The 9,936-nt window shown below is 67.7% G+C and carries 15 protein-coding genes; 8 read left to right on the top strand and 7 right to left on the bottom strand.

Annotation, left to right across the window (positions count from 1 at the left end; translation table 11 throughout):
• Positions 1 to 114: 114 nt before the first annotated feature.
• Entirely contained in the window at positions 115 to 1,425 is a 1,311-nt protein-coding gene (locus tag OG371_RS22795) for a glycoside hydrolase family 1 protein (RefSeq protein WP_329072360.1), read from the bottom strand.
• A gap of 91 nt (positions 1,426 to 1,516) precedes the next feature.
• On the opposite strand from OG371_RS22795, the gene OG371_RS22790 reads away from it, so the two are divergent.
• Both OG371_RS22790 and OG371_RS22785 read left to right on the top strand, forming a co-directional pair.
• Positions 1,517 to 1,855: an ArsR/SmtB family transcription factor gene (locus tag OG371_RS22790; RefSeq protein WP_329072358.1), complete on the top strand. Its 339-nt coding sequence runs from the start codon at positions 1,517 to 1,519 to the stop codon at positions 1,853 to 1,855.
• Positions 1,852 to 2,328: an SRPBCC domain-containing protein gene (locus OG371_RS22785; protein ID WP_329072356.1), complete on the top strand. Its 477-nt coding sequence runs from the start codon at positions 1,852 to 1,854 to the stop codon at positions 2,326 to 2,328. The genes OG371_RS22790 and OG371_RS22785 overlap by 4 nt, the downstream gene beginning before the upstream one ends.
• A gap of 11 nt (positions 2,329 to 2,339) precedes the next feature.
• Here OG371_RS22785 and OG371_RS22780 read toward each other — a convergent pair whose 3' ends face one another.
• Positions 2,340 to 2,804 carry a MarR family winged helix-turn-helix transcriptional regulator gene (locus tag OG371_RS22780; protein WP_329072354.1) on the bottom strand — a complete coding sequence of 155 codons (465 nt, stop codon included), beginning with the start codon at positions 2,802 to 2,804 and terminating at the stop codon, positions 2,340 to 2,342.
• Between the two features lie 73 nt (positions 2,805 to 2,877).
• On the opposite strand from OG371_RS22780, the gene OG371_RS22775 reads away from it, so the two are divergent.
• The gene (locus OG371_RS22775; RefSeq protein WP_329072352.1) at positions 2,878 to 3,243 is read left to right on the top strand and encodes an antibiotic biosynthesis monooxygenase family protein; all 366 of its coding nucleotides are present in this window, start codon (positions 2,878 to 2,880) and stop codon (positions 3,241 to 3,243) included.
• 49 nt (positions 3,244 to 3,292) lie between these two features.
• Here OG371_RS22775 and OG371_RS22770 read toward each other — a convergent pair whose 3' ends face one another.
• The gene (locus OG371_RS22770) at positions 3,293 to 4,189 is read right to left on the bottom strand and encodes a right-handed parallel beta-helix repeat-containing protein (protein WP_329072351.1); all 897 of its coding nucleotides are present in this window, start codon (positions 4,187 to 4,189) and stop codon (positions 3,293 to 3,295) included.
• A 31-nt stretch (positions 4,190 to 4,220) separates the two neighbouring features.
• Positions 4,221 to 4,976, bottom strand: a complete 756-nt coding sequence (locus tag OG371_RS22765; RefSeq protein WP_329072349.1) for a polysaccharide lyase family 7 protein — start codon at positions 4,974 to 4,976, stop codon at positions 4,221 to 4,223.
• 158 nt (positions 4,977 to 5,134) lie between these two features.
• On the opposite strand from OG371_RS22765, the gene OG371_RS22760 reads away from it, so the two are divergent.
• From OG371_RS22760 to OG371_RS22740, 5 genes are read left to right on the top strand one after another with little or no spacing between them, the layout of a single operon-like run.
• A complete protein-coding gene (locus OG371_RS22760; RefSeq protein WP_329072347.1) occupies positions 5,135 to 5,608 on the top strand; it encodes a YbaB/EbfC family nucleoid-associated protein in 474 nt (157 codons plus the stop codon).
• Positions 5,605 to 5,916, top strand: coding sequence for a hypothetical protein (locus OG371_RS22755; protein WP_329072345.1), 312 nt, complete (start codon positions 5,605 to 5,607; stop codon positions 5,914 to 5,916). The genes OG371_RS22760 and OG371_RS22755 overlap by 4 nt, the downstream gene beginning before the upstream one ends.
• Positions 5,913 to 6,272, top strand: a complete 360-nt coding sequence (locus tag OG371_RS22750) for a hypothetical protein (RefSeq protein ID WP_329072343.1) — start codon at positions 5,913 to 5,915, stop codon at positions 6,270 to 6,272. Before OG371_RS22755 ends, OG371_RS22750 begins: the two co-directional genes overlap by 4 nt.
• A gap of 2 nt (positions 6,273 to 6,274) precedes the next feature.
• Complete coding sequence (locus tag OG371_RS22745) at positions 6,275 to 7,003, top strand: WXG100 family type VII secretion target (protein WP_329072341.1); 729 nt, start codon at positions 6,275 to 6,277, stop codon at positions 7,001 to 7,003.
• A 5-nt stretch (positions 7,004 to 7,008) separates the two neighbouring features.
• Positions 7,009 to 7,626 (top strand): DUF3558 domain-containing protein, encoded by a 618-nt coding sequence (locus tag OG371_RS22740; protein ID WP_329073250.1) that lies wholly within the window; start codon positions 7,009 to 7,011, stop codon positions 7,624 to 7,626.
• A gap of 2 nt (positions 7,627 to 7,628) precedes the next feature.
• On the opposite strand, the gene OG371_RS22735 is transcribed toward OG371_RS22740, so the two are convergent.
• The 3 genes from OG371_RS22735 to OG371_RS22725 are packed head-to-tail and all read right to left on the bottom strand — an operon-like array spanning position 7,629 to position 9,854.
• Complete coding sequence (locus OG371_RS22735; protein ID WP_329072339.1) at positions 7,629 to 8,261, bottom strand: TetR family transcriptional regulator; 633 nt, start codon at positions 8,259 to 8,261, stop codon at positions 7,629 to 7,631.
• A gap of 13 nt (positions 8,262 to 8,274) precedes the next feature.
• Complete coding sequence (locus tag OG371_RS22730) at positions 8,275 to 8,466, bottom strand: ferredoxin (protein ID WP_329072337.1); 192 nt, start codon at positions 8,464 to 8,466, stop codon at positions 8,275 to 8,277.
• Complete coding sequence (locus tag OG371_RS22725; RefSeq protein ID WP_329072336.1) at positions 8,466 to 9,854, bottom strand: fatty acid desaturase; 1,389 nt, start codon at positions 9,852 to 9,854, stop codon at positions 8,466 to 8,468. Before OG371_RS22725 ends, OG371_RS22730 begins: the two co-directional genes overlap by 1 nt.
• Positions 9,855 to 9,936: the final 82 nt, after the last annotated feature.

Below are 9,936 nucleotides of genomic sequence, written 5' to 3'. Positions count from 1 at the left end.
GACGCCGGGCCGGCCGCACAACCACCGTCTCACCGGCGGATGGCGTCACCGAGGACCCTCACTGTCCTTTATGGACGCTGACTTCGGTCACTGTCCGTGCGCGCCGGCGTCTGATCAGCTCCCGAGCCGGGCGAGCGGCCCGTCCGGGTTCGCCGGGGCGAGGCAGCTGGTCAGCGGGTCGACGAGGGAGCAGAAGCCCGGCCCTTGCACGAGCCGGTAGCCCGCCGGCACGCCGCCGTCCGCGATGGTCCGTCGGTACACCGGGACGGCGGCGGTCGGCCGGCGGGTGAGCGAGGGATCGGTCCGGACGTCCACTGTGTACAGACCGAAGCGCGGCCGGTAGCTGCCCCACTCGTAGTTGTCGGTGATGCTCCAGTAGTTGTAGCCGATCACGTCCATCCCGTCGGCTTTGGCGCGCTGGAGCCAGAAAACCGAGTCCTGCAACGCGGCTTCGCGGGTGTAGCCGTCCGCGCGCGGCTTGCCGTCGTCGGTCGGCATCCCGTTTTCCACCACGTACAGCGGCAGGTTCGGGTACCGGCCGGCGTAGTAGCGCAGCGCGTCGTAGATGCCCTCGGGCTGCATCTTGACCTGCCAGACGTCCCCGGACGCGGCGTTGCCCGCGGTCAGGTTGTCCAGGCTGGCGCCGTAGTAGTAGTCGAAGCCGACGAAGTCGACCTTGTCCCGGATCTGGTCCATGACAACGAGATCGGTCAACGCGTTGAAGCCGGTGTAGAACGCCTGGTTGCTGGTGACCTTCGCGGTCGGGTCGAGCCGGTGGATGAGGTCGTACGCGCGGCGGTGCGCCTGCACGACGTCGCCGATCCAGGCCGGCGCCAGCAGCGGGTTGAGCGCGCCGATCTTGATCTCCTGGCTGAGGAAGGTGACCGGCTCGTTGAAGGTCACCCACAGCACGCCGAAGTCGCGGTAGCGCGGCACGATCTTGCCCACGAAATCGGTGAAGTCGTCGATCACGCGGGAATCGGCGAACCCGCCGCGGTCGGCGACCCAGCCCGGGTACACCCAATGGCTGAGCGTGATCATCGGCGTCATGCCCGCGGCCCGCACGAGCCGGACGACGTCGTCGTAGTAGGCCAGTTCCTGCGCGTCCCACTCCCCCGGCCGCGGTTCGACGCGCGCCCACTCGACGCTGAACCGGAACGTGTTCACCCCGAGCCCGGCGGCGAGCCGGATGTCCTCGGGATAGCGGTGGCGGAAGTCGTCGGCGTTGCCGTACGGGTCAACGCCGCCCGACGCCGCGACGTACCGCGACCAGTTGCTGTCGGGCGCGCTGCCCTCCGACTGGAAGCCGGCGGTGGCCACGCCCCAGTAGAACGGGCGCGACCAGCCGGTGGCGGCGTTCGCGGGCAGTGGGGAGATCAGCAGGAGCACGGAGGTCAGGGCGAGGATGAGCGTCCGGCGCAACATGTGAAAGAAATTTACGTTCCCGGTGGCGGCGGGTCAATGCGCAACACTTAGCCCTTGCGCTAAGTGTCGCCGCGCGTTAATACTTAGCCTCATGGCTCAGTATTCAGCGGTCCTCGACGGCGTCTTCGTCGCGCTCGCCGACCCGACCAGGCGCGCGGTCCTCCGGCGGCTCGGCCACGGTCCGGCGAGTGTCGGCGATCTGGCCGGCGAGGCACCGATGACGTTGCCGTCGTTCATGAAGCACGTCCGGGTACTCGAGTCGAACGGCCTGATCCGCACGGCGAAATCCGGCCGCGTGCGCACCTGCGAGCTGAATCGCGAGCGGTTCGCCTTGGTCGAAGACTGGCTCGCGGAACAGCGAAGCATTTGGCACGACCGCACCGACCGCCTGGAGCGGTTCGTCACCGGCAACCCTGAGGAGAAGCAGTGAACCCCGACCTCGATCTCGGCCTCGACCGGGTCATCCGCGCGCCCCGCAAGCAGGTCTGGCAGGCCTGGACCGACCCGGCCAACCTGGCGCAGTGGTGGATCCCGGCGCCGATGCGGTGCCGCGTCGAGCGCCTCGAAGCCCGCTCCGGCGGCGCGTTCGTCACCCTGATGAGCGACGACGGCGACGCGTTCGTCCCGCACCTGGACGCTTGTTTCCTGGTGGTGGAGGAATACGAGCGGATCGTGTTCACCAACGCGATCACCAGCGCCTGGCGCCCCGCGAGCCCGGCCCCGATCTCGATGACCGCCGAGATCGTCCTGCTCGATCACCCGGACGGCACCGACTACCGCGTCACCGTCCGCCACGGCGACCCCGGCGCCCGGCAGCACCACGCCGACCTGGGCTTCGCCGACGGCTGGGGGACCACCACCAGCCAGCTCGCCCGACTGGCCGAGGCCGCGTCTGTCCACTGAGGACAAATCGCTCAGCGCGGCGCTCGTCGCTGGAGCCCGGGATGGACACCCGGCAGCAGTTCGGCGTGCGCGGCGACCCGATGCAGCATCGCGATGAGCCGCCGTCGTTCCGGCTCGCTCAGCGGTGCCAGGACGGTGTCCTCCAAGTTGTCCGCGGAGGCTTCGGCCTCGCGCAGGACGGCGCGGGCCCGGTCGGTCAGCCGCACGGCGTACGCGCGGCGGTCGTCCGGATGACGGGTGCGGCGGACCAGCTCGTGCGCTTCGAGGTCGTCGACCAGGCCGACCATCGAGTTGCGGTGGATGCCGAGGTTGTCCGCCAGGCGCTGCTGGGTGAGCCCGTCGTCGGCCTGCAAATGGGACAGGATCCCGAAATGCGCCGGCTGGAGCCCCAGTGGCATGAGGCTCGTCGCCATCCGCTCCGCGACGTGGTGGCCGAGCTGCGACAACAGGAACACGCCGCGTTCATCAAGCTGCACCACGCCAGCTTAGCAACCGCCAGGGATTGTCATCACTAGTGACAATCCCTGGCGGGGCGTTTATGGTCGGGGGATGACCGCTCCCGGACACACCGCCGCCGGCGTGCGCACGCCGGTCACGCTGATCAACGCCTTCTCGGTGCCGATGACCCAGCAGGACCGGTTCCTGAGCCGGTGGAAGGACAACGCCCGGCTGATGGCGTCCGCCCCCGGCTTCGTCGGCGCGCGCATGCTCCGCGCGGTGAGCGACCAGGCGGAGCTGACCTTCATCAACGTCGCCGAATGGGAATCCGGCGCCGCCCTCGACCAGGCCCGGCGCAATCCGGAGTGGCTGGCCTCGATCCAGCGCCTGATCAACGATCCCGAGCTCGACGCCAAGGCCCGCCCGATGGTCTACCAGTCCGTCATCGACGTGACTCCGGGCGACGAACTGCCGTAAAACCTCACCGGTCGCGGCCCGCTGGCTGGCGGACCGCGACCGGCGGACCTCACGGGTCGCAGCGGGGCGTGGGACCCTGGTAACCCTGCTTGGAGGAGTCGTCGATGCCGACCTCGCACTTGATGGACGGGTCGAGCTTGTTGTCCTTCACGTGCGCGTCGGTCGACTTGTTCTGCAGGCCGATCGCGTGATCCGGGCCCGCCGCCCAGGTGTTGCCGGTGACGGTGAGGTGCTGGACGTCGTCGACCATCAGCGTCTGGGAGGCCTCGCGCGTCTGGCAGTAGTTGTTGCTGAACGTCCAGTCTTCCGAAACGCCCTGGCCGCTGCCGTCGCCGGCCTCGGAGTTCGGGCCTTCGGCCATCAGGCACATGTTGTCGACCTGCTCGCAGCGGTTGCTGTCGATGACCAGGTGGCTGCTGGCCACGTCGTCCTCGTCGGTGGCGAAGGTCTGCATGCAGTCGGCGTGGGCGCCGGTGCTGTTGTCGGTTTTGCTGATGGTGTTGTGCCGGATGGCGATGTTGTCGCCGAAGAAGCGCAGCCCGTCCCCGTCGCCGCCCTTCGGCGCGGTGACGGTGTTGTTCTGGATCGTCACGCCGTTTCCGTGGACCTCGATGCCGGGCGCCTCGGGCTGGTCCATTGTGTACCCGTCGACGATGACGTAGTTCGCGTCGACGTCGATCCCGCCGACCTGCTGGCCCGCACCGGAATACGTGACGGGCGCCTGGGCCGTGCCGCCCTTGGTGATCTTCAGCCGGTTGGCTTTGGCCGTGCTGTCGAAGCAGACGACGTCACCGGGCCGCACGGCGTCGGCCGCCCCGGTGTCGGCGAGATGCCGCGTGCAGGCCGGCCCACCTGCATGGGCCCCCGCCGCACTGGTCGCGGGAGCGGCCGCGGCCGTCCCCGCGAACGGCAGCATCAGCGCGGCGCAGGTCGCAACGATTCTCATAGTGGACAACGTTTTCACCCTCCGGTTTTCGTCACTGGTCCTGGTGGGCGACGGTCAACCCGTAGACCACCGTCTCGCCGTAGTTCTCCGTGCTGCACGGCGAAGATTTGTCGCAGTTGGCCTGGGTGTAGACCCCCGTCTTGAAGTAGTCGCCCGAGGACTCCTCGGCGAAGTCGGCGACCTTGGTCCCGTTGTAGAAAGCCGAAATCCGGCCGCCCCCGGCCACGAACCGCACGGTGAACCGGGTGCCGAGCCGGTAGTTGCTCTCGGCGAGCTGGTAGTGCGTGTCGTTGCCCTTGGTGACGTAGAGCTTGCTGCCCTCGAGCCGGAAGACGGTCACGTCGTCCTCACTGTCGTGAATCTGCGCGACGACGACCTGGGGCTTGTCCGCGGGCAGGTGCGTGACGGAGGTGTCGACGGTCAGCGTGCTGGTGCCCTGGGTGGTGGACCAGCTCGCCGCGTCGCCGCCGTCCATCTCGCGCAGCTCCGAGCGCGGGTAGCCGCTGCCGCTGGTGGTCACCCCGTTCACCGCCGCCCGGAACTGCACCCCGGTGCACCCTGCGGCAGTGGTGAACCACGGATCGGCGCTGAAGGTCTTCAGCTTGGGCTGGCTGACCTCGGTGGGTTTGCCCGCCGACCCGGTGGGCAGGGTTTCCTTCCAGTTCGCCAGGTCCAGCACGTCCGCCGGATGACTGCAAGCCGGTGCCGCCTGCGCCGCCGTGGACAAGCCGGGCACGAACGCGCCGGCCACCGCCGCCGCGAGGAGGATCCGCTGGGTCCGTTTCATGATCGGCAAGATAGCCACACCCGCCGGGACCGGTCCCCGGAAACCGGGGGTCTTTGCGTCACGGAGGCGTGACAGTATTGTACGAGTCGGGCACGTTCCGTGATGTCGGCGGAACTTGGAGTAGGGGGAGAGAGAATGGTGGACGCCGTGATGCGGTCATGACCGCACCGCGCCGACCGATCGGTGATCTCGGGCAGCTGCAACAGCAGGCCGGCGAGCTGGACGCCCGGCTCGCGGCCGCCCGGCACACCGCGCGTACGGCCGACGGCCTGGTCACCGCCGTGGTGACCGGCCAGGGAAAGCTCGTGGACCTGCGGATCGAGGATCGGGCACTGCACGGTCCGGCGGGGCAGAAGCTGGGGCTCGTGATCGTCCAGACGATCAAAAACGCGCGCGATACCGCACGAGCCTCGTCGCTGCCGGAGTTGAACGCGCTGTTCGGCAAAGAGCCGCCAAAGCCGCCGGAGCCTCAGCCGGAGTGGGTGCCGTACGCCGAAGAAGAACGCCCCGAGCCGTCTTCGCCTCCGCCTCCGCCCGCGCGGGCGCCGCGCCGGCCGGACTTCGAGGAGAACTTCGAGGAGATCGACTTCCTCACCGACGACGAGCCGGAGACCGGCAGGGGGCACTGGTGAACACCGAGGAAGAGCTGTACAACCTGGCCAAGGAGATCGACGCCCGGGTCGCCGCGGTGGAACAGGCCGCGGCCGACGGGGAAGCCCTGCCGCTGGTCCTGGACATCGGCGCCAACCTCGGCCAGGTCATCGTGGACGGCTCAGGTGCCTTGATCTCGGTCGAGCTGGACCAGGAAGCCGTCGCCGTCCAAACGGGCGCCAGCCTGGCCGGCCACGTCCTGCGCGCGGTGAACAACGCGGAATCCGCGGCCTCGACCCGTCGCACCATGATGGTCGACGAAGCCGCCCGAGAGACAGGACCCCGATGAGCGGCCTCGACCCCATGACCAACGACTCCTCCGGCGCCGGCTTCGAGGTCTACCCACAGGCGCTGCGACAGGCGACCGAACACATCTTCGCCGCACGCGACAAGGTGATGAAGTTCGCCAACGACGACCTGTCATCGATGGTGCTCCACGAGGACGACGTCGGCCTGCTTGGCAGCCAGTCAGGAGTCGTCGGCGTCTTCAACAAGGTGATCGCCAGTCTGCAGGACAAGAGCGGTCGCGGCGCCGGACAGCTGGACATGCTCGCCGCCGCGCTCGACAAGGCGGCGGACTACTACGAAACCCAGGACGAAGAAGACTTCAAACGTCTGCGGGACAAGGAAGAGGGGATGAACTGAGCATGGATGGTGAAGCAACCCGTCCGCCGGACCCGATGACACCGGGCCCCTATCCGAACGAAGCCGACGCGAAGATTCGCCAAGTCGCGAACATCTTCGGCCGTGACGACGTCATCCGTCTGCTCGACAACATCCGGAACAAGCTGCTGGGCAATTCCCTCGCAGTACAGTCGATGGCCTTCGAATTCGCCAAAAACAACACTCTGGGCGAGGCGGGCGTGACCGACATCGGCGGAGCAGGACAGATGGTGAGCGGCACCTGGGCGGGCCGTGCGGCCGACCAGTTCAACACCTATGCCACCCGCGTCGGCAACGCCCTTCACGACCAGCAGGGTGCCGTGGCGACCATGTCCAAGACCCTCGTCGAGATCTCCCAACATGTGATCAGCACTTATAGCCAGGCCATCGATTTTGTCGGCACCTGCGCGGCCGAACTGGCTAAACTCGGCACTAAGCTGCTTGTTGCCATCGGCACCGCGGAAGTCCCCATCGTGGACTTCTTCACAACCAAAGACGTGCTCGACACAGTGATCGACGCATTCGGCACGCTGATCAGCAGCGCCGTCACACTATTCGCCGAAACGGTCAAGACACTGGGCGACTACAAAGGAAGTTCGACCGCTCTGAGGCAGACTGACACCGACTTCCCGGAAATTCCGGAGATGCCGGGAAACTCCGGTATGGGCAACGAAAAGCAGTGGCGCGTCAACCCGACAGCCTTCCCGGCGTGAACCCGATGGCATCGCTGAAGTCCATAGCAGTCCTCTGCGCGGCGATCATCGCCACGGCAGCGCTCACCGCATGCGACCCGAAACAGCCCACACCGACGTTGGCCCAACCACCCACGCCGGTACAACCCGGCGCCGCAATCCCGTTCACCCCCGTACAGCAGCCACTGGATCTCACGCCGTTCGAAAAGGCTCCCTGCGAGATTCTCACCAAGGACCAGGTCGCCGCTGTGGTAGCCGACCCGCCTAGCGACGTCACGCCCTCACCAGGTGCCGCGCAGTGGGCAATGGGCTGTAGCTGGAGTTCGGGACGGGGACCCCTTGTCTCCATCTCGAAACCGCTCACAAAACCAGCAAACCTGACCGAACTAGCCGCATCGCGATCCACTGACCCAACGCACCTCGAGCCCTGGACCGAAATCTCCCTCCAGGGCTACCCCGGCGTCATCTACCACTCGATGGAAGGCCCCGACTGGTGCGACGTCGCGATCGGAGTCAGTGACACCCAGATGCTGCACTTCAGCTTCGGAGCCACCGGCTCACCCTCACGCTATTGGGCCAAAGACCGCTGCGGCGGCGTACTCAAAACCGCCGACTTCGTCCTCGACAACCTCCGACACCACTGACTTCAAACCCGATGCCGCAACGATCCCCCCGCCGGCACCCCGAGCACCCGCCCCACGATCCAAGCCAGGCTGTCCGCCGTCCGCGCCGGGGTGTCGGAAGGCTGCATGACGTGGCTCAGCACCGTGCGGACGATCAGGTCGATCACCGCGGTGAGCTGGTCGGAGTTCAACGGCGGACGGTAGGACTCCACGCGCTGGACGAGCACCGTCCTGGCCTCAGTGAGCAAAGATCCCGCCTGGGTGGTCAGCAGCGGCAGCAGCTCGGTGTCGGCGCCGTGGGTGGCTGAGGCGATCGCGCGGAGCAGGGTGTTGTCGTCGGCCAGTTCGAGGACGGCGCGGACCGCCTCGTAAACCGCCTCGACGAGGTCGTCCGGACGGCGGTCGAAAGCGGCGCGGACGACGGACAGGAAACGGTCCAGCTCGTGCGCGACCATGGCCTCGGCCAGCGCCGGCTTGGAGCCGATCTCGTTGTAGACAGTCTGCCTGCTGACGCCCACGATCTCCGCCAGCCGGACCATCGTGACCGCCGACCAGCCGGACCGCGCGGTCAGCTCGATCGCCGCCACGACGATCGGCTGCCGATGCTGGCCGCCCCCGGGCGGTGCGGCCGGAGGTGCCCCGCTCATGATCGTCATTCTAGGCGCCCCGTCAGTCCCGCAGCTTCAGCGCCAGCACCGGGCAGGAGACGACGGCCGCCTCCAGATCCTGCCGATGCTCCTCACCAGGCTGTTCGACGAGCACCAGCACGGTGCCCTCCTCGTCCACCTCGAAGAAGTCCGGCGCCATGGCCTCGCACATGCCCAGCCCCGCGCACTTGTCACGGTCCGCTTCGATCCGCATCACGCGCCCACCCGTCCCGGCGCGACGAAGTCGACCTTCTCGCGGACGCCGCAGTCCGGGCAGCACCAGGCGTCCGGAATCGCCGACCACGGCGTGCCCGCCGGGAAGCCCTCACGCGGATCGCCGAGCTTCTCGTCGTACACGTAACCGCAGCCCGGGCACATCCCGCCTTCGGACGCGTCGCCGCGCGTGTCGGAACGGGCCACGGGCGCGGCCGCACCGGAAATTCCGTACCGCGCAAGGGTTTTGGCCCGCTTACGCGGCTGGAGGTTGGCCCGGCTGAGGTCGCCGTCGAAGTGCGCGAGCACCCGCGGGTCCATCACCCGGCGCCACACCGGCGGCAGCAGCGCGAGCACGATCATCCCGGCGTACCCGGTCGGCAACACCGGCGACTCGGAGAAATCACGCAACGTCTGGTAGCGGCGGGTCGGGTTGGCGTGGTGGTCGCTGTGCCGCTGCAGGTGGTACAGCAGGACGTTGGTGGCGATGTTGTTGGAATTCCAGCTGTGACTGGGATCCACGCGCTCGTATCGGCGCCCCACCCGCTGCCGCAGCATGCCGTAGTGCTCCATGTAGTTGACGACCTCCAGCAGCGAGAAGCCGATCACGGCCTGGATCACCAGGTACGGCAGCACGCCGACGCCCAGCCAGACGATCATCGCCGCCCACAGCACCGCCGACATCAGCCAGGCGTTGAGCACGTCGTTGCCGATGCGGTACGGGTGCCGCTCGCGCCGCGCGTAACGCTTGCGCTCCAGCCGCCACGCGGACTTCAGCGAGCCGAACACCGTCCGCGGCCAGAACCGGTAGAAGCTCTCGCCGACGCGGCTGCTCGCCGGGTCCTCCGGCGTCGCCACGCGCACGTGGTGGCCGCGGTTGTGCTCGATGTAGAAGTGCCCGTAAAAACTCTGCGCCAGCGCGATCTTCGACAGCCAGCGCTCGTGGCTCTCCTTCTTGTGCCCCAGCTCGTGCGCGGTGTTGATGCCGATCCCGCCGATGCAGCCGATCGAGACGGCCAGCCCGATCTTGTCCACAATCGACAGGTCGCCGCGGGCGATCAGCCAGAACGCCGCCACGAAGCCGAGATACTGGACAGGCAGGAAGGCGAAGGTGATCCACCGGTAGTAGCGGTCGTTCTCCAGCCGCTCGATCACGTCGTCCGGCGGGTTGCTGCGGTCCAGCCCGGCGAGCAGGTCGATCAGCGGCACGACCACCAGGATCACGATCGGCCCGATCCAGAACCACACGCCCCACCCGGTCGCCGCGTGCAGCCCGATCGCGAGGAACGCCAGCGAGGGCACGACAAGCCCGATCAGCCACAGGTACCGCTTGCGATCGCGCCACTGCTCGGTCGAGCCGGCCGGCACGGTCCCGATCGTTTCGCTCATCAGATCCCTCCTCCGTTGGCTGGATTTACAGAACGGTAGCTGACGTACAGTGTGATGTACAAGTGCAAGCTATCTGTAAACC

Origin of the sequence: Amycolatopsis sp. NBC_01480 (assembly GCF_036227205.1) — a bacterium.
Taxonomy (GTDB): domain Bacteria; phylum Actinomycetota; class Actinomycetes; order Mycobacteriales; family Pseudonocardiaceae; genus Amycolatopsis.
The sequence above is the reverse complement of the archived record's forward strand: the minus strand, read 5'-3'. Positions and strand labels throughout refer to the sequence as shown.

What these genes read in the sequence shown, in the direction of transcription:
- OG371_RS22725 (WP_329072336.1), bottom strand. Translation starts at nt 9,854, where the DNA reads ATGAGCGAAACGATCGGGACCGTGCCGGCCGGCTCGACCGAGCAGTGG.
- OG371_RS22750 (WP_329072343.1), top strand. Translation starts at nt 5,913, where the DNA reads ATGAGCGGCCTCGACCCCATGACCAACGACTCCTCCGGCGCCGGCTTC.
- OG371_RS22730 (WP_329072337.1), bottom strand. Translation starts at nt 8,466, where the DNA reads ATGCGGATCGAAGCGGACCGTGACAAGTGCGCGGGGCTGGGCATGTGC.
- OG371_RS22795 (WP_329072360.1), bottom strand. Translation starts at nt 1,425, where the DNA reads ATGTTGCGCCGGACGCTCATCCTCGCCCTGACCTCCGTGCTCCTGCTG.
- OG371_RS22740 (WP_329073250.1), top strand. Translation starts at nt 7,009, where the DNA reads ATGGCATCGCTGAAGTCCATAGCAGTCCTCTGCGCGGCGATCATCGCC.
- OG371_RS22745 (WP_329072341.1), top strand. Translation starts at nt 6,275, where the DNA reads ATGGATGGTGAAGCAACCCGTCCGCCGGACCCGATGACACCGGGCCCC.
- OG371_RS22760 (WP_329072347.1), top strand. Translation starts at nt 5,135, where the DNA reads ATGACCGCACCGCGCCGACCGATCGGTGATCTCGGGCAGCTGCAACAG.
- OG371_RS22770 (WP_329072351.1), bottom strand. Translation starts at nt 4,189, where the DNA reads ATGAGAATCGTTGCGACCTGCGCCGCGCTGATGCTGCCGTTCGCGGGG.
- OG371_RS22765 (WP_329072349.1), bottom strand. Translation starts at nt 4,976, where the DNA reads ATGAAACGGACCCAGCGGATCCTCCTCGCGGCGGCGGTGGCCGGCGCG.
- OG371_RS22735 (WP_329072339.1), bottom strand. Translation starts at nt 8,261, where the DNA reads ATGACGATCATGAGCGGGGCACCTCCGGCCGCACCGCCCGGGGGCGGC.
- OG371_RS22790 (WP_329072358.1), top strand. Translation starts at nt 1,517, where the DNA reads ATGGCTCAGTATTCAGCGGTCCTCGACGGCGTCTTCGTCGCGCTCGCC.
- OG371_RS22775 (WP_329072352.1), top strand. Translation starts at nt 2,878, where the DNA reads ATGACCGCTCCCGGACACACCGCCGCCGGCGTGCGCACGCCGGTCACG.